This window comes from Chitinophagales bacterium (genome assembly GCA_019638515.1).
Lineage (GTDB): Bacteria > Bacteroidota > Bacteroidia > Chitinophagales > LD1 > UBA7692.
This window is the reverse complement of the sequence record JAHBTS010000001.1, coordinates 442330-462048: the sequence shown is the minus strand read 5'-3', so window position 1 is coordinate 462048 and position 19719 is coordinate 442330. Positions and strand designations below refer to the sequence as shown.

The window sequence follows — 19719 nt, the reverse complement described above, 5'->3', positions numbered from 1 at the left end:
AAGAAAAATTTTACTTCGCTTCACAACGCATATTTTATATGGCATCTTCTTTAGTTCTTACCGTAGATTTGGGCACTTCGGGACCAAAGGTTTCAGTATTTAATGAAAAAGCAGAACTCATAGACAGCGAATTTGCTCCCACCCAACTTATTATTACGCCCGATGGAGGAGCAGAGCAAGATCCGGCAGATTGGCTCCATGCCATTTTTAGTGCCTACAACACCATTGCTGCGCGTGCCAAATTCAATCCAAAAGAAATAGAAACATTCAACATCACCTCGCAGTGGAGCGGAACCGTAGCTATTGATGCAAACGGCAAACCACTTATGAATGGCATTATTTGGATGGATGCACGTGGTGCAGAATACGCAGGTAAATTAACCGATGGCTTTTTGAAAATAGATGGATATGATGTTTTTAAAATTCTAAAATGGATACGCATTACAGGTGGCGCACCTACCAAATCGGGCAAAGACAGCATTGCTCATATTTTATACTTAAAACACAAGCGCCCCGATGTGTACAACAATGCCCGCTACTTCTTAGAGCCCAAAGATTATTTAAACTACTATTTTACAGGAAGAGCAGCAGCATCGTTTGATAGTATTACCCTGCATTGGATTACCGACAATAGAAACATCAACAACATACACTACCACGATGGTTTAATACAACAAACAGGAGTTGAAAAATCTAAATTGCCAGAGTTGGTATCCACCAATACTATTATTGGAGAAATGCACTCGCATCTTGCAGAAAAAATGGGGTTGGCACGGCACGTAAAAGTTGTGAGCGGCTCTCCCGATACGCATTCTGCAGCCATTGGCTCGGGAGCCGTAAAAGACTATGAAGGGCATATCTATGTAGGCACTTCGGGCTGGTTGCTCACCCATGTTCCATTTAAGAAAACAGATTTGCTTCACAATGTGGCAACCATTCCGAGTTCGTTGCCGGGGCGCTACCTACTTATCAATGAACAAGAAACATCAGGTGCTTGCCTTAACTTTTTAAAGAACAATATCTTATTCCCACAAGATGAATTAAGCGAACACACAGCGCCATCTAATTTTTACCAATTGGCAGACCAAGAGGTATTGAAAGTACCTGCAGGCAGTAATGGCGTAATGTTTACACCTTGGCTAAACGGAGAGCGCAGCCCGATAGACGACCACAAAACCCGCGCATCGTTCTTAAATCTGGGACTCAAAAACACCCGTGGCGACATGGTGCGTGCAGTGTACGAAGGTGTTGCAAACAACAACCGCTGGCTAATGATTTATGCCGAAAAACTAATTCAAAAACCATTTGAATCGTTGCGTATTATTGGAGGAGGAGCCAACTCCAATATCTGGTGTCAAATTATGGCAGACACTATGAACCGCGAAATTTTACAGGTAGAAGATCCAATTGCAGCCAACTCGCGTGGCAGTGCTTTACTAGCGCTCACTGCTACCGGAAAAATGGATATTGATGATATTGGAAAAGCCGTAAAGGTAAAACGCACCTTTACGCCCAATCCGCAAAACCGCCAGTTATACGATGAACGTTTTGAAATTTATCAAAGTATCTACAGCAAGCAAAAAAGTATTTTTAAACGATTGAACAAGTAGCAAAACACTACTGTTGGGCTGCTGCTTTATGCTTCTTTTTATTGGCACTGTATTCGCTAAACGAAATCATTTTTTGCCGTTGCGCATCCCACAAATTCGCTTGAACTGTTTTCAAACTTTTCAAAAATGTAATAGTGTTTGTATGCTTCTCAAAAACAGGATTTTCGGCATGGCAGCGGGCTAGATTATAGTTGGGAATTGTTGGGCTTAAATGATGAATATGGTGATAACCAATATTTCCGGTAAGCCAATGAAATACCCGTGGCAACTTGTAATAAGTACTGCCACGCATAGCTGCAACCACATAATTCCAGTTCTCTTTTTTACTCTTGTAAATATGCTCGTATTGGTGCTGTATGTAAAAAAACCAAAGTGCATAGGTGCCGAAGAAAAATAAGTTCACAAATTGAACCACCAAAAATTTACCCGGCCCCAGCAAGTAAGCAAACAGTGTATAAAGCGCGATAAAAAAGATATTACTGATAAGTACATTGCGTCTTACTTGTTTAAAATAATCCGTTTTTAAAAACGCAAACCGATTGTAAATAACCACATAAATAAAACCGCCAATTGTAAACAAGTACAAAGGATTGCGGTAAATGCGGTACCATATTCTTTTTGCCAACGGTAATGCGGCATACGCCTCCGTAGTAAGACATTCTATATCACCCACATCGCTAAACTCCAACTGCCCATTATGCGCATGGTGAAAGCTATGATTTTTGGCCCAATACTTATACGGAATTAAAGTGCAAATACTGCACAAAGTGCCTATAATATCGTTGGCCTTGCGGCTGCGCGTAAAAGAGCTATGACCACAATCGTGCTGAATAATAAAAATTCTACCTAAAATAAAACCATTTAGTATAGCAACAGCAAGCGATAGCCATACCGATTTATCGAATAAATAAATTTGCAAACCAAGCAATGCTACATAAAACACAAAACTATTTGCTAACTGAATGGTAGCTTGCTTAATGCTTGGAATTTGATATTTCTTAATGATGCTGTTCCAATTATGCAGGTCTTTTAGTAACTGTTCTTTATTAAATGAATTCACTGTTTTGCTTTAAAGAGGTGCAATAATAATGAACTTGAATAAAGTTGCACTTGTACTAATTGTAAAAATCCGCCAACCAAGCTAAGTTCTACACTACAAGGTTGCTTGAATTTTATAGAGCATCATTTTAGCCACATTGCGGGCGCGCTCTTTGGCCTCTTCTGCCTTAGTACCTTCAAAAAGTTCATCTACCGTTTCAGTAAATAATTGTAGCCATTCATTAAACTCCTTTTCGGTAAGCGGAGCCATTTTACTCAATGCAATATGCGTGTGCATAGGATTTCCGTAAAAAGTTCTTTCGCCCAGCAACACACCCGCCCAAAACGAATACATTTTAGGTAAATGATGCGCCCAATTTACTTGTGCAATATCATTAAAGATATAGCCCAGCAAAGCACTTTGCTCTACCTTAGCGTAAAATGAATTTACGAGCAGTTCTACATCTGCCCGTGTTGTAATATCGTGCTTATTCATACTAAAAAAAATTACGCATCGTTGCCCATTCCTCTGGAAGATGCTTCGTTTTCGCTACTACTGTAAAACACATTCAAATGAGCCGAATCGCGCAAAAAATCTATACTTATTATTTCAACTTTTGTAACAGGCAATCCGGTACGCAAACGAAGGTCTGCCAATAGTTCCCCTCGTTTCTCAGGTCTTATCAATTCAATTTTTTCGTAGGTAATCTCTTTGAAGTTTTCGTGTGCCAGTCGAATCTTATTTTCCAGCACATATACAAATGCAGCAATAAGCGTATTGGCAAAAAGCAATGTGAAAAGTTCGGTTTCTATATTCGTTAATGCATTGATAATTCCAACGGTTACGGCAATAAACAAATACGCCATTTCTCTAACCGGAATACGCACCGTTTGAAATCGGAGCATGGTAAAAATGGCAAACAAGCCAAATGCAAAACCAATTTTTAAAACCGCACTGCTCAACAAAAAACAAATAAGAAAATTAACGAGATTGAAGAGGTAAAAAGTGAATAGAAAATCTTTGTTGCGATAATTGGGATAATAGATATAGCGAATAATAACAGTAATAGCCGCAAAGTTTAAAAACAAACGAATTAAAAAATCTACAAATGAATTTCCTGCTGCCGCGCCTAACTGTTCTGCCAATTGAATGCTATCCATTTTCTATTTTTTTCAACTGTAAAATAGTAGGTTTAAAAAGATTGTGCTTTACACTACTTTCCAACAGTGCCACACCAATGGCGTATTTGCTGAACGGATGCTGCACCAAATGCAGTTGATGCACCAATGCCCTTACTGCCTCCGATGGCTTTGCCTGTAAATGCTTTACTTCCATTACCATTACATTGCCAAAATTTATTTGCCCGGTAGCATTATGAAAAAGCAACGAAGTATCGAATGTAATTCGCTCATCGAGGTTGTTTCCTGCCAGCGATATTCTTGAAAAATCGGTTGAAAGTTTTCGTTCCAAACCGCGAATAGCCTTACCTGTTTGCCGAATTAGATTCCATTCTTCTTCACCGATTTCAAACATCATTTTTTGTTGTGGCAACCTCAACTTTCCGGTTCTCATTCCTTTAAGTTTGTGCTTTATTTCAAAAAACACTTCACCGCTGGAACCATACTTGCGCACGCGCACTTTCATTCTATTCGGCTTATCGTTATGATGATCGTAATAGAGTTTAAAATCGGGCGTATCAAAATAAAGTGTTTCGTAATCGTGCACCCTTTGCCCGTTAATTTCCAATACCGAAAAATATGGTTGCAGCCCCTGCAGCAAGGCAGGCAAGCATTTTATGTTCAATAGAAACTTAGTATCGAACCTTTGCACCGTAAGCGATGCACCGGTTTCGTGCAACGCCACCGGAGAAAAAGATTGTAGTACGGACTGAATACCTTCCAAAACAAAAATTATTTTGTGAATATAACTCTTTTATAGCCGCCATTTGCACAAAACCCCCGTCTTTTGTTACAAAACAATTTTTAGCTTTACACGAACATGCAAATAAAGACTTGGAGTATTTTGTTTTTGTTGGCAGCATTAGCCTTTGTAAGCACACAGGCACATGAATGCGGCAATTGTAAAAACCTACAATTTATTGCTAATAAAAACCAATGGAACCAGCAAGTACAGTACAAAGCCAACGTACCATTTGGTGCTGTTTTCTTAGAAAAGAACGGCTACACCTTTGCCAAAGTGAAGGAAGAACAATTTATGCTGCTAAGGCATAATTACCACCACGAGCATCAATACAAACCCGCCTTTCCCGACTCGTTGAACTGCCATGCCATTAAAGTTCGCTTTCTGGGTAGCAATCCCGCAGCTACTATTATTGGAGCAGATTCCCTGCAAGAATACTTCAATTACTTTTTAGGAAAAGATAAAAGCAAGTGGGCAAGCCGCGTTCCGGGCTTTGGCACCATTGAGTATAGAAATATTTATGAAGGTATTCACCTAAAAATATATTCAGAAGGCAACCACATGAAATCCGATTGGATTGTGCCTGCAGGTTACACCTCCAAAACAATTCCCATTCGCCTAAAATACGAAGGGCAAAATGCAATGGCACTTCAAAACGGAGCCTTGGTACTTACCACTTCTGTTGGCGATATCGCAGAAGCCAAACCGTATTCATACCAAATTATTAAAGGAAGAAAAGTAGAAGTACCCTGCCGCTTTGCACTCGAAAAAAATGAAGTTTATTTCGAATTTCCGGAAGACTTTAACCACCAATACGATTTGGTGATAGATCCCGCTTTAATATTTTCTACTTACAGCGGCTCCACCGCAGACAATTTTGGTTATACTGCCACTTACGACAGTAAAGGTGAAGCCTACACAGCAGGCAGCGTATTTGGCTTAGGCTATCCGGTTACGGCAGGAGCCTACCAAGTTAGCTGGGCAGGAGGCAGTGGCGCAGGCTCACTCAGCGGCTGCGATATTGGTATTAGCAAATACAATGCCACCGGAACCCAACGGCTTTATTCAACTTACCTAGGTGGCAAAAGCGATGAATTGCCCCACAGTTTAATTGTAAATACCAACGATGAACTTTTTCTTTTCGGCACCACCAGTTCAGATAATTTTCCGGTAACACCCAATGCTTACGACACTACTTTTAACGGAGGCCCCGACCCCGGAGCATTTGGCGGGCTGGGCGTACATTACTCCACCGGTTCCGATATTGTAATTTCCCGCTTTAGCTCCGATGGCACACAGCTCTTAGCTTCTACTTTTGTGGGTGGTACCGACAACGATGGCTTAAACATAAGCCCCACCAACTTATTAAGATACAACTATGCCGATGAAGTTCGTGGCGAAATAGATATAGACAAGCAAGACAATATTTATTTGGCAACCTGTACTCGCTCTACCGATTTCCCTGTTACCTCCGGAGTATTTCAAGAGCAAAATGGTGGTGGTTTAGATGGCATTATCATTAAAATGAACAACAACCTTTCTACCATGATTTGGTGCTCGTACTTAGGTGGCGAAGATGACGATGCTATTTATTCTCTTTCGCTAGACAGAAACGATGATTTATTTGTGTGTGGCGGCACGCGCTCTATTAGTTCATTTCCGGTTACTGCCACAGGCGTAGTGCAAAACACCAATGGTGGCGGAAGAGCAGATGGCTTTGTAACCTTAATAGACAAATCCGGCTTATCTATTCAAAAATCTACCTTTTGGGGCTCTGCAGAATACGACCAAGTTTATTTTGTTGAAAACGACAGGCTAAACAACGTTTACATTATGGGACAAACCGAAGCAAAGGGAAATTTCTTTGTAAACAATGCCGGTTATAGCAACCCCAATAGCGGCTTATTCATAACTAAGTTAGACCATGAATTGGAGCTGATACTTTGGAGTACCGTAATTGGTGCCGGCAGAGGCCGACCCGACATTTCACCAACTGCCTTTTTAGTGGATTTGTGTTCGAAAGTATATATCACCGGTTGGGGTTCCAACATTGGCAATCAGCTTTCTACAAACGGCTTGCCTATTACCTCAAATGCATTTAGCTCCACTACCGACAATAACGACTTTTACATGGCGGTATTGAATGACGATGCTTCAGGTTTATTCTATGCCACTTACTTTGGAAGTCCCTCGGCTGCCGACCACGTAGATGGAGGCACTTCGCGCTATAGTAAGAAAGGAATTTTATACCAAAGTGTTTGCGCGGGCTGTGGTGGCGTTAGCGATTTTCCCACTACTCCCGGTGCTGTATCTAGAACCAACAACAGCCCCAACTGCAACAATGCAGTGTATAAATTCGACTTTAACATTCCACTTGCCTTTGCCGATTTTGAAGTGCCGGAGCCGCCTTGCCAACTGCCCTATACTGCCACATTCAATAATACCAGCGATGTATTAGGCGATGCAGAATACGAATGGACTTTCAGCAACGGATTCACCACTACCGACAGCAATGCCACTTATACGTTTACACAACCCGGTTTATACACTATTAAACTAGTAGCTAAAGACACCACTACATGCAACGGAACAGATTCTATAGAGAAACAAATTCTAATCTTAAACAATTCCACTTCCACACTTCCCGAAATTACAATCTGTAAATCTGCCATTACTCAAATTGGAATTCCACCCGGCAGTACCAATGTAACGTACGAATGGAAATACGATGCCTCACTAAACGAAACCGATGTTTCTAACCCATACGCATCTCCGGATTCTACCACTACTTACACGCTCTTTGTACACAAAGGAAATTGCACCGACACCATACACCAAACAGTAGTAGTATTTAGCGATGCAGTGGCCATACAGGCAAGTGTTGCTACTTGCCCCGGAGACTCGGTGCGCTTACTAGCCACCAATGCAAAACCGGGGCAAACACTCACCTACGCTTGGATCCCTCCAGATCTTATACTTTCGGGGCAAGGTACTGCTACACCGCTGGTAAGCCCTCCGCGCGATACTACTTTTAGTGTATTAGTTACCAACCAACTGGGCTGCACTTTTACGGGCAATGTATTGGTAGATATTATTTCTAAACTACCATCGCTCAGCGCCATTGCCAAACCATATACCATTGGCTATGCCGACACTTCTCAACTGGCATTGATTGCCGATGGCGTAGCCACATTTTACTGGCAATACGATTCTACTTTGAGCGACTCTGCTTCGCCAGAACCATTGGCATTTCCTTTGGAAACTACCGTGTATAAAGTTTTTGCCGAAGATAGCAACGGATGCAAAGTGAGCGACACGGTAATTGTGTATGTATTTAAAACACCTTGCAAAAATGGAGGTGTGTATTTACCCAATGCCTTTACGCCCAATGGCGATGGCAAAAACGATATACTCTATGTAAGAAGTTTACGCGCTACCGAAGTTTACTTAGCCATTTACGACCGCTGGGGGCAACTCATGTTTGAAACTGCAGACCAAACCAAAGGTTGGGATGGCACATTTGGAGGTAAACCATTAGATAGTGGCGTATTTGGTTTTTACCTAAAAGTACGGTGCGATGACGGTGAATTAGTAGAAAAAAAAGGCAACATTAGTTTACTGAAGTAATGCAACATGAAGCAAACAACAAGTAACCAGATATTGAGGCGCCCAACACTACCATTTAAGAAAGCTATTTTCTTTTTGGCGGCATTGCATGCCGGATTGTGCATTACGGCACTTCATGCGCAATCGCTTCATTTCTCGCAGTTTGGCTTTAATCCACTTTACACCTCTAGCGCCTATACCAATTTAATGGATGGCGATTATCGTTTCAACTTAGTATATAGAAACCAATGGGCAAATGTGCCTGTAAACTACAACACGGTAAGCGCCTCTGCCGAAATGAATTTTTTCCAATTCGAAAAAGGAACACGCCTTGGTGGTGGTTTACAATTTCAATACGATAAGGCAGGCGATTCGCGCTTTACCTTTATGCAGGCAGCGCTGCCGCTAAGTGCAGTAATACGTCTGCACCGCCAGCATTTTGTTTCGCTTGGTGTGTCTCCGGGTTTTGTTTACCGCAGTTTCGATACGCGAAATCTATATTTCGACAATCAATTTTCGGGCGATGCTTTTGATTCTACTTTAGCACCCAACGAGAGTTTTCCCCGCACGGCTTCGTTTGCATTCGATATGGGCTTGGGCATTGCCTACCAGTTTGTAAAAAACCAACGCAACGGCTTCCAAATTGGCTTTCAATACAGCCACATCAACCAACCCAAACTTTCATTCTTTAAAGATGGCGATGTGCGCATGGGAAGCGTTATTTCCATACACCTGAAGGGATCTGCAAAATTGAGTGAGCGCTTTGATCTTGTGCCTGAATATTTTTATAGATTTCAAGCAGCCAGTGTTTTTTTAGGCGATGTAAATTTACAGGAACACACCATTGGCATGTTTCTTAGAAGCTATATTGATTACTCACCCAAACGCAGGGTAGCCCTTAATACCGGCCTATACTGCCGCATAAACCCACGCAGAAATATCGTGGCAGTGAGCAATAAAAGAGTAGATGCCATTTATCCGCTTATTGGTTTAGAATACAATACCTTAAAGGTAAATGCCACCTACGATATAAATCTTTCATCGTTTACGGCAGCAACCAAAAACAATGGAGGTGTTGAAATAAGCATAATTTACGAACTATCGCGCGTAAAAAAACTACGCAAAACAGGCACGCAATGTCCCGTATTTCTATAAGTTTTGTTTGAAGAAAGGAGGGTAACAACTACATGAAACAAATTATACTATCGCTGAAAAAATCTCTATTGCATTACCGCCACACATTATCTATTCTACATACTAAAAGCTTGGCGTACGGGCTGGTGTGCTTACTATTGGCAATACCCACCACAATCCTTTCACAAACTATTGAACAACTCTATAAAGCAGCAAACGAAAGTTTAAAAAATGGCGAGTACTATGCCGCTGCCAAATACTTTAAACAAGCCGTAGAAAAAGATGATGCACAACCCGAAATATGGTACGGATTTGCCGAAGCATCTAGGCTTTTCAACGATTACACCAATGCTGCAAAAGGCTATGAACAAGCCCTAAAAACCGATAAAGAAAACAGCTTTCCACTCTGCAACTTTTGGCTGGGGAATATGCTTATTAACCAAGGTGCGTACGAAGCTGCCAAGCAACACCTCACTACCTTTCAACACAAATACCGCAAAAAAGATTTTTACGCACTAAAGGTTCAACAACTTATAGAAAGTTGTGCATGGGCATTGGCAAACGACTCTGTAAAACCTATAGAAATCACGCATTTGCCCGATAGTATAAACTCCACTTTTTCTGAACTAAATCCATTTATTTCTACCGATGGAAAACTCTACTACTCTTCTACCAAACCTGTGAAAGGCAAAACATTTAGAACACAAATAATTTCGGCAGAAACAGGCGAGAGCTTTTTACCCGGCATTACTGAAACATCGGCCAAGCATATTGCCAACGGCTTTTTTTCTTTGAGCAGCAGCTACGGAAAAGAAGTTTTTTTTACACAATGCCATACCGAAAGCGGCACTACACGATGTAAAATTTTTGTTTCAACCTTTACAAACAATCAATGGGGCACAGCCAAAGAACTACCTGTAAACATTAACCTATTGGGCTACACCGCCACACATCCCAATATATGGAACGAACCCGATGGAAAACAGTGGCTGCTATTTGCTTCTAACCGCCCTGGCACTAAAGGCAAAATGGACATTTGGATTAGTAAACGATTAAATGCCACCGAATGGGATTATCCACAAAATGCAGGAAGCAATATCAATTCTATTGACGATGAGGTAACTCCTTTTGCCGATACCGATGCCAAGCAACTTTATTTTGCATCGCAATGGCACTACGGCTACGGTGCTTTCGATGTTTTTGCTGCGCCTGTACATTCCTTATCTAAAGCCGAATTTGGGAAGCCCATCAATTTGGGCAAGCCCATCAATTCTCCTGCCAACGAACTTTACTATGCTGTGTACGATTCTGTTGCTTTCTTTTCGAGCAATCGCTTAGGCTCCAAGTTTATTGAAGCAGAAACCTGCTGCAACGATATTTATGCAGCATCGCAAAAAAGCAGCATTGCAAAAGACACAGTTCGCACCCAAGACACATTGGTTGCGGCTACTTTGCAACCACTCGTAACAGAGCCTGCAATTACCGACACGGTTGCTACTGCTCATGTAAACACAACTCCCGACAGCACCTTAAAATTAGCAACAACACCTACCGAAACGCACAACTCTTCGGCAAATAACAGTTTGCTTTACACACACGTAACACTCTACTTTCACAACGATGAACCCAATCCAAAAACACTGGCAGACACTACCGATGTAAGTTACCTTACTGCATACGAGTCGTACATAAACAAACAACAGGAGTATTACAAAAACAATTGGCAAGGTGCAGAAAAACATACCAATCAGGCTCTTCAAACTTGGTTTAGAGACACAGTAGAAGCAAGTTTTGCAAAGCTCGTTTCGGTAGCCTCGCAAATAAATAAGCAACTCAACAGTGGTAAAAAAATTACTGTAAAAATTTCGGGATATTGCTCACCTCTACACTACAACGAATACAATATACACCTCGGCAACCGCAGATCTGCCAGTGTATTCAATTTCTTTCAGCAATACAACAACGGCAGCTTACTTCCGTTCATCACCAATGGAAATTTAGTATTGGAACGCATTACGCACGGAGAAGAAACAGCGCCTAAAAATATTAGCGATGCATTAACCGATTTGCGCAATAGTGTTTACAGTCTTGCTGCTGCCCGCGAAAGAAGAGTAGAACTCTCCATTAGTGCCGAATAATTTCCTACTTCAATTTATTGAGCGCGTCTTGTGCAGGCTTGTAAGTGGGCTTAATATTCAATGCGTTTGTATAGTGCATTTTAGCTTCATCCTTTTTGCCCATAGCTTCGCGGCACACACCTTTTTTGTAATGCGCCTCAGCATACGTTGGGTTTACCTTTATAGCCAACGAAAACATTTTATCGGCCTCTATAATGGAATCTTGCATTAGATAACAAACTCCGAGAGCATAAAGCGCCTCATCGTTCTGGTGATTTATCTCAACTATTTGCCTAAAAATTTGTTCGGCATCGGCATACTGCTTATTTTCTATAAGCATGTATCCCTTTGAATATAGCGCCTCTTCACTCTTAGGTTTTACTTTAATGGCATTATCTAAATATTTTTGTGCCAGCGCCTTATTATTTTTAGCTGCGAGCAATAGATTCAATTGAATATACGCATCGTAAAAATTTGGATCTTGCTCTACTGCTGTTTGAAAAGCACTTACAGCTTTGGTAGTATCGCCCATTTCTTTAAAAGTTACTCCCCGCAAAAAATGAATGGTTGGATTAAACTTATCTACACTAAGTGCTTTGGCATATAGCAACTGTGCGCGATCGTAATCGTGCATAATAAAACGATACTTTCCCATCATAGCATATATTTCGGCATCGGCAGAATCCATTTTAGCAGCACGCTCAAGGAAAGCAATGGCACGCAAAGGGTCGCCACTTTTGGTAATAAGTTCTGCTACATATTTGTAATACGGCACATAGTTGGAATCTAACATCATTGCCCTGCGCATGTCTTTTATGGCATTTCCATAATCTTCGTTGGCCTCGTAAATAGTGGCACGTTTTACATACAAATCCGGCTGAAGCGAGTCTAACGCTATTAACTTAGTAATGCCGCCAACTGTTGCCGAATCTAGTGTATCTACCTTAGGAGCAACAACTGTTGTAGATGGCTTCTTCTCAAAAAACTGGCAACTACTGAGCAATAATACCCACAATGCCGATATAGAAAAAAATTGCTTTTTCATAATGCAATGTTAGCCTTTCGCGCTTAATAAACGTTTACTTCCGGTTCAATTGTTATTCCAAATTTTTCTAAAACACTTTGCTGAATATCTTGTGCACACTGCCACACTTCGGCTCCGGTAGCATTTCCATAATTAACCAAAACCAATGCCTGCTTGGCATGAGAACCTGTATTGCCAACACGCTTACCTTTCCAACCGCATTGCTCAATTAACCAACCTGCAGGGATTTTAATATTGCCATGCTCTGCCGGAAAAGAAGGTACAAGCGGATATTGCAGTTTGATATTTTCAAACAGCGCCTGCTTTATCACAGGATTTTTAAAGAAGCTGCCTGCATTGCCTAGTTCCTTTGGATCGGGCAATTTAGCTTGGCGAATGGCTGTAACGGCATTGCTTACTGCCTGCAACGAAAGTTCCTGCACCTGCATGTCTTCCAATCTTTGTTTTATATCTCCATACGATGTTTTAAATGTGTAATATGGAAACACATTCAAATTTTTAAGCCTAAGCGTAACCGATGTAATTACAAATTGATTTTTAAATTCGCGTTTAAACACGCTCTCTCTATAACCAAATCCACAATCGGCAGTTTTAAATTTCTTTACAACACCCGATTTTACCTCCATTGCCTCCAGCTCCTCAAACACATCTTTTAATTCTACGCCATAAGCGCCAATATTCTGCATTGGTGCAGCACCCACACAACCCGGAATAAGCGAAAGGTTTTCTATACCGCCCAAATTCCGCTCAATGCAATACAAAACCAAACTGTGCCACAATTCTCCGGCTCCGGCTTTCACCAAAGTATATTCATTTTCCTGCCCTACTACTTCAATTCCCTTCAATGTATTTTGAAGCACAATACCATCCCAATTTTGCGTAAACAGCACATTGCTGCCACCGCCCAATACCAGCATTTTCCATGCCTGCTCACGTACCACCTGCAATAAATGGCGCAGCTCTGCCTCGGTACTAAACGCTGCAAAATGTGCCGCCTGCACATTCATGGCAAACGTATTGAAGTTTAAGAGAGAATAGTTTTCAAAAATCATTGCGTAAAAATACACCTCGCCATTTTGTGGAGAAGGTTTCTTTTCAACAAGCAAAAAGTTTTGAAAATTGCAGCCATGCAGGAACTTCCAGTGCGTGTGTTCGATTTTTTTAGAAGCAAAAAATGGGTGCCGATTCTGTTATCGGTTTGCTTGTTTGCGATATTTGGCTGGCTGGCGGCTCGAATAAATATTGAAAACGATATTTCTAAACTTATTCCGGGCAATTCTTCGCTCCAGAAAATAAATGAATTGCAGGCAGCAAGCGGCCTCTACGATAAAATTGTTTTTAAGATAAAAACAAACAGTGCCAATACCGATACGCTTATTGCAGCTGCCGATGCATTGGAGCAAAAGTTGCAAACAGCCTTACCAAACCACATTAAAGAACTAAAGCTGCACATAGATGAATCTGCCATTTTTGATGTTCAAGAAACCGTATCTAAGCACCTTCCGGTTTTTTTAGACAGCAGCGACTATACGCAATTCGACTCTTTACTTGCCGGCAATAATTTAGAGGAAAAATTAAAAACCAATGCCCATTTACTCAACACCATTTCGGGTATTGGTGCTAAAAAATTCTTTTCAAACGATCCTCTAGGCATGGCGCTTACGCCACTCCAACGCATGCAATCGCTGCAAGTAGATGAAAGAATTGAGCTATACGAAGGTTACTTGTTTACAGACGAACAAAAAAGCATACTTCTATTCTTAACCCTAACCGACAGCGCACAAAAAAAACATGCCGATAGCATTGCAATTCAACTGCAACAAATTGAAGATGATTTGGAAGCCAATTATCCATATGCACAGGTATTTATGTTTGGCGGATTGCTGGTAGCCAACGGCAATAAAGTACAGCTACAGCGCGATACTAAACTTACATTATCGCTCACCATTGCCGGAATTCTATTGCTTACGTTAGCTTTTTTCAGGCGCAAGCGAATTCCTGTTTTAATGCTGCTTCCTGCGGCTTTCGGCTTGGTATTTTCGCTAGGAATAATTTATATTTTACAAGGAAACATTTCAGGTATTTCGCTGGCAGCAGGCTCAATTGTATTGGGTATTGCCATTAACTATTCGCTACACTACTTTACGCAGTTAAGTTTTTTGAAAGACATCCGGCAAACCATAAGCGAATTATGGGTACCGCTTACACTGGGAAGTTTTACCACCGTAGCTTCCTTCTTAGCGCTTACTTTAATGGCTTCGCCCATACTACACGATTTCGGATTGCTGGCAGGCTTAAGTTTGTGCGGAGCTGCTCTTTTTACATTGTTCTTGCTTCCTCAATTTTCTCCGCCAACCGTTGGAACATTACAATTCAAAAACGCAACCTTCTTTTCCTTAAACCCACGAGTTAGCAAGCACTTAAACGCTATTGCATTCTTAACGGTGATAGTGTTCACAGCTTTGCTTTACACTCAAATTTCAAAGGTGAAATTTGTAAGCGAGCTAAACGACCTCAACTACACCAATCAAAAACTACAATCGGCAGAAAAAGAGATTTTGTGGCTACAAAACGACACTTCTAAAACAATTTTTATTGCCACAACTGCTACCAATTTACAAACAGCCCTGCAGCAAAACGAAGCCCTGTTGCAGCAGTTGAAAAAAAACACTGCCACAGGCAGAATTGTCAAGTATGCTTCGTTTAGCAATGTGTTGCCATCGCAGGCAGTACAACAACACAGAATAACTTTTTGGAACAACTATTGGACAGAACACAAAAAAAATCTTCTGCTAACCAAGGTAGAAAGTGCTTTGCAAAAGGCCGGATTCAATGAAAATGTATTTCTGCATTTCAAACAAAACTTCTTTAACTCAAGCACCGAACTAAATGCAAGCGAACAACAACAGTTGCTTACAATCTTTGGCAATGGCTTAGTTTCACAAACCTCTAAAAACGCTACCATCTTTAGTAGTGTAACGATTGAAAAAACTAAAAGAGATGAAGTATATACTACCATACAGCAATTGCCCGGCATTATCTTACTCGATAAACAAATTATTTCCAATGCACTTGTAGAAGTACTCTACTCCGATTTTAATTCAATTTTAGCTTACACTATTTTTATTGTAAGCATTGCATTGGTGCTAGGCTATGGCAGAATTGAACTCGCTGTTATTACGTTTATTCCCATGTTGCTTTCATGGATTTGGATATTGGGAATAATGGGATTTTTAGGTATTCATTTCAACCTCATCAATATTGTTATCTCCACATTCATTTTTGGCTTGGGCGATGATTTCAGCATATTTATTTCCGATGGCTTAATTGGCAAATACAAAAATGGGAAGCCCCATTTACAAACACACAGAATCTCTATTTTACTCTGTGCTTTAGCCACTTTGCTTGGCTTAGGTGTATTGTATTTTGGCAAGCATCCGGCATTAAAATCAATTGCTGCAGTTTCAATTATTGGCATTCTAAGCGTATTTATTATTGGGCAAATTGTACAGCCTTTTTTATTCAACTACTTTATACAAAGCAGAAAAGAAAAAAAATTAGCACCGTGGACATTGCGCACACTGTTACTCGCCATTGGTGCATTTACCTACTTTACATTTACGGCATTGCTGCTTACGCTTATTGGTTTTGTACTGCTGTATGCTTTGCCATTTATTTCGCAGCAAAAACGAAAATTATGGTACCACCACATACTTCGATTCTTTGTAAAATCGCTGGTATATCTTATGGCAAATGTGCGGAAAGTACATATTGATAAACACAATATGGATTTTTCAAAACCTGCGGTAATTATTGCCAACCACAGTTCGTTCTTAGATATTTTGGTAATAGCCATGCAACATCCAAAACTTATTTTGCTCACCAATAAGTGGGTATTTTATTCTCCTGTATTTGGCAAGGTGGTGCAACTGGCAGACTATTATCCGGTAATGGAAGGTGTAGATCCCGCTATCGAGAAATTTGAAAAAATAGTAGCGCAAGGTTATTCCATTGCTGTGTTTCCCGAAGGCACGCGCACACCCGATGGCAAACTAAAACGCTTTCATAAAGGCGCATTTTTTCTTGCAGAAAAGCTCCATTTAGATATTGCACCATTGGTGCTACATGGCATTCACCACACCATGCAAAAGGGCGACTTTATGTTGTTTGACGGCACCATGACTATGAAATTTTTACCACGAATTACTCCGCAAGACACTTCTTATGGAAACGGCTATGCAGAGCGGGCAAAAAACATTTCAAAACTTTTTAAAAGTAATTTGGCAACACTAAAAAACCAAATTGAAACACCTGCTTACTTTGCACAAAAATTAGTCTCAAATTATTACTATAAAGGTTCTGCCATAGAAAGAGCCGCCAAAAAATTCACACAAAAAACACCACTAATAAACATACTCCACTCCCACTTGCCGCAACAGGGAAGTATTGTTGAACTACATTCCGGCTACGGCTTTTTTACCTTCATGCTTTACTTACTCGAAAGCAGCAGAAACATCACTTCCGTAGAAAGCAACGAAGAGCAACGAAGCATTGCCGCCAATTGCTATATGGCTAATGAGCAACTCTCTTTTCTTCCAAATATAAACGCAGTACAAAATAGGCATTTCGATGCGGTTCTTGCTCACGGAAAAGATGCTCTACAAAATCTTGCAGCCATTAAATACACCTATGCTTTATTGCTGCTGCCCGAACAAGAGGCAAGTACGTTTACTAGCAGTAAAACTTGGGAAAACATTGGTTCCTTTAACGGTACTACTGTACTAAAATCCATGAGTAAATGAAAATAATACGCATTGCAAAATGGTTGCTGTTCCAGGCAATACTTCTAATAATTCTTTTGGGAATTATAGAAACAGCATTGCGTGTAAAAGGATTTATGCCCGGCAATATTCAACCGGCATGGAGCAATTTTAAAACGGTAGATTCGCTTATAGAAATCCCTCACTTTATTTCAGATTCCAATGGACTTTTAATTGCCAACCGCAATTACTTTAAGCATATAAACAATTGGGGATTTAGATTCAACAAAGAACAACTCCAACTTTCTTCAAAAAAGAAGATAATGCTTATTGGCGACAGCTTTACATGGGGCATGAGCGCAGAACCGCAAGACAGTTGTTTTGCAGACATACTCAACAAAAATGAGGCACTAAACATTTTCAACTTTGGCATTCCAATTGCCGATCCGCTGCAATACCAAACTATTGCTTCTATTTATGCAGACAGTATACATCCCGATATGGTAGTGGTGGTTTTTTATACCGGAAACGATGTAATGCTACACGATAGAGATATCCGTCTTTCGCCATTCTATTACTATACCAATGCCGGAGCACTATTGGCATTAGATGGCAACAAATTTTTACCATCGGCAGAAGCTGCCTATAAGTACTATGCTTTTGAAAAATACCGTATTACTAAACCCGACAACCTATTTGAAAAAATTGCCACCCGCAGTGCCTTGGCCGCGCGGCTGCTTGCCATATCGCTACAATGGAAAGAAAAAAACGATAAAGACAATGCCATAAAAAGCATGAGCATTTCAAAAAAATATCTCTATGCCATACAGCAGCAGTGCCTTAAACGAAACATTCCATTTGTAATTGCACTTATTCCAGAATATAAAGAATTGGCATTTTACCGTACACCTTTCAAAGCAAAATACAAGGCGCTCCTGCAAGATAAAACTTTAGGGCAACACTGTTTTGTGCCTAATTTAAACAGCAGCATGTATTATCCTTATCCCGATGCACACTTTAATAACCAAGGACACCGCGCATTTGCCGACTTTTTGCAAAAAATTCTTTTGCAACCATAAAATCTGTGCATATAATTGTTCGCTTTTATGGCAAAGAAAAAAGGTACATCCTTCCTACTATATTTTATTTCAATTGCACTTATTGTTGCAATCCTTGGCAGCTTGTATGTTGCTTATGTTGTTTTGGCCAAGCCCAATATTGCAGTAAAAAAACGCACCCACATTTATATCCCAACCGATTCTACTTATACTTTTTTGCTAACGCAGTTACAAGAAAAAGAAGTATTGAAAGATGTATGGAGTTTTGAAATTATAGCACAACTAAAAGAACTTCCTTACAAAATTAAATCGGGGCATTATGTAATTGCACCCGGCATGAACAATCGCCAAATTGTGAACCTCTTTCGAGGAGGACTACAAGAACCCGTAAAACTGGTTATATACAACATAAGAACCAAAGAAGAATTTAGCGGATTAGTAGGCAGAACCATCGAAGCCGACTCTATGAAAGTACTGGAAACACTCAACTCCGATTCCTTCTGCAAAACTTTTCAATTAGATACAGCCAATATCTTATCGCACTTTATTGTAGATAATTACGAACTATGGTGGAATACACCTCTGGAGAAATTCTGGAAAAAAATGGATGCCGCCCATCAAGCATTTTGGAATCAAGACAGACTACAAAAAGCAAAGGCATTAAACATGAGTGAAAAAGAAATAGTTACCCTTGCATCTATCGTTGAAAAGGAAGCTATTTTCCACAAAGAAATGCCCACCATTGCAGGCGTTTACCTCAATCGCCTAAAAATTGGAATGCCCTTGCAAGCCGACCCAACTTTAGTATTTGCACTACGCGATTTTAATGCCCGCAGGGTATTGAATTATCATAAGGATTTCGACAGCCCATACAACACTTACAAAAATACCGGATTGCCTCCGGGACCTATTTGTATGCCGCGTCAAAACAGCATAGATGCCGTATTAAATGCAGAGCAGCACCAGTACTTATATTTTTGTGCCAACCCCGACATGAGCGGCTATTCTATTTTCAGTAAAACCTACGAAGAACAAATGAAAGTAGCCGCACAATACAGAAAGAAATTAAATGCCATGAATATCCACAAATAGCATTGCATTACCTACACAAGCACTTTTAGCTTACATTAGCCTTTCAATAAAAAGTATTATGAAGTATTTATTAAGCACCGCCTCAGCTATATTTTTACTGAGTGCCTGCAACAACAACACCGCCACCCAAGTTGCCGAAGAGGAAACCAACAGCAAACCGCAATTAACAGTAGCCATGCTTTCTACACCTCACGATTATGTTTGCGGAATGGATTTGGAGAAAGACGAATTTGTTGCCGATACCACTTTATACAATGGTAAAATATATGGATTCTGTGCACACGAATGCAAAGTAGAGTTCGCAAAAAATCCGGAACAATACCTTACACAAAACTAAA

14 protein-coding genes are annotated in these 19719 nt (G+C 40.5%); 8 read left to right on the top strand and 6 right to left on the bottom strand.

Translation table 11 applies throughout. The features are described 5' to 3' along the window. Positions 1-38 precede the first annotated feature (38 nt). Positions 39-1610: an FGGY-family carbohydrate kinase gene (locus KF872_02010; protein MBX2902302.1), complete on the top strand. Its 1572-nt coding sequence runs from the start codon at positions 39-41 to the stop codon at positions 1608-1610. A 7-nt stretch (positions 1611-1617) separates the two neighbouring features. Here KF872_02010 and KF872_02005 read toward each other — a convergent pair whose 3' ends face one another. From KF872_02005 to KF872_01990, 4 genes are all read right to left on the bottom strand, one after another. Then, positions 1618-2670, bottom strand: coding sequence for a fatty acid desaturase (locus tag KF872_02005; GenBank protein MBX2902301.1), 1053 nt, complete (start codon positions 2668-2670; stop codon positions 1618-1620). A 93-nt stretch (positions 2671-2763) separates the two neighbouring features. Beyond that, on the bottom strand, positions 2764-3144 hold the full coding sequence (locus KF872_02000) for a group III truncated hemoglobin (GenBank protein MBX2902300.1): 381 nt from the start codon (positions 3142-3144) through the stop codon (positions 2764-2766). 11 nt (positions 3145-3155) lie between these two features. Next, on the bottom strand, positions 3156-3809 hold the full coding sequence (locus KF872_01995; protein ID MBX2902299.1) for a DUF4956 domain-containing protein: 654 nt from the start codon (positions 3807-3809) through the stop codon (positions 3156-3158). Next, positions 3802-4551, bottom strand: a complete 750-nt coding sequence (locus tag KF872_01990; GenBank protein ID MBX2902298.1) for a polyphosphate polymerase domain-containing protein — start codon at positions 4549-4551, stop codon at positions 3802-3804. Before KF872_01990 ends, KF872_01995 begins: the two co-directional genes overlap by 8 nt. Positions 4552-4647: 96 nt before the next feature. On the opposite strand from KF872_01990, the gene KF872_01985 reads away from it, so the two are divergent. From KF872_01985 to KF872_01975, 3 genes are read left to right on the top strand one after another with little or no spacing between them, the layout of a single operon-like run. Further along, positions 4648-8196, top strand: a complete 3549-nt coding sequence (locus KF872_01985; GenBank protein ID MBX2902297.1) for a gliding motility-associated C-terminal domain-containing protein — start codon at positions 4648-4650, stop codon at positions 8194-8196. Between the two features lie 6 nt (positions 8197-8202). Then, positions 8203-9330 carry a PorP/SprF family type IX secretion system membrane protein gene (locus KF872_01980; protein MBX2902296.1) on the top strand — a complete coding sequence of 376 codons (1128 nt, stop codon included), beginning with the start codon at positions 8203-8205 and terminating at the stop codon, positions 9328-9330. A 32-nt stretch (positions 9331-9362) separates the two neighbouring features. Next, positions 9363-11447 (top strand): PD40 domain-containing protein, encoded by a 2085-nt coding sequence (locus KF872_01975; protein ID MBX2902295.1) that lies wholly within the window; start codon positions 9363-9365, stop codon positions 11445-11447. Between the two features lie 4 nt (positions 11448-11451). Here KF872_01975 and KF872_01970 read toward each other — a convergent pair whose 3' ends face one another. Together KF872_01970 and murB are read right to left on the bottom strand one after the other, a co-directional pair. Beyond that, entirely contained in the window at positions 11452-12471 is a 1020-nt protein-coding gene (locus KF872_01970; protein MBX2902294.1) for a tetratricopeptide repeat protein, read from the bottom strand. Between the two features lie 23 nt (positions 12472-12494). Further along, positions 12495-13523: a UDP-N-acetylmuramate dehydrogenase gene (murB, locus tag KF872_01965; GenBank protein MBX2902293.1), complete on the bottom strand. Its 1029-nt coding sequence runs from the start codon at positions 13521-13523 to the stop codon at positions 12495-12497. A gap of 75 nt (positions 13524-13598) precedes the next feature. Here murB and KF872_01960 point away from each other — a divergent pair, with 75 nt between their 5' ends. The 4 genes from KF872_01960 to KF872_01945 are packed head-to-tail and all read left to right on the top strand — an operon-like array spanning position 13599 to position 19718. Then, a complete protein-coding gene (locus tag KF872_01960) occupies positions 13599-17273 on the top strand; it encodes a 1-acyl-sn-glycerol-3-phosphate acyltransferase (protein MBX2902292.1) in 3675 nt (1224 codons plus the stop codon). Continuing rightward, positions 17270-18310, top strand: coding sequence for an SGNH/GDSL hydrolase family protein (locus KF872_01955; protein MBX2902291.1), 1041 nt, complete (start codon positions 17270-17272; stop codon positions 18308-18310). Before KF872_01960 ends, KF872_01955 begins: the two co-directional genes overlap by 4 nt. A 27-nt stretch (positions 18311-18337) precedes the next feature. Next, positions 18338-19381 carry an endolytic transglycosylase MltG gene (gene mltG / locus KF872_01950; protein ID MBX2902290.1) on the top strand — a complete coding sequence of 348 codons (1044 nt, stop codon included), beginning with the start codon at positions 18338-18340 and terminating at the stop codon, positions 19379-19381. Between the two features lie 58 nt (positions 19382-19439). Next, entirely contained in the window at positions 19440-19718 is a 279-nt protein-coding gene (locus KF872_01945; protein ID MBX2902289.1) for a YHS domain-containing protein, read from the top strand. The last annotated feature ends 1 nt before the right edge of the window (position 19719 follow it).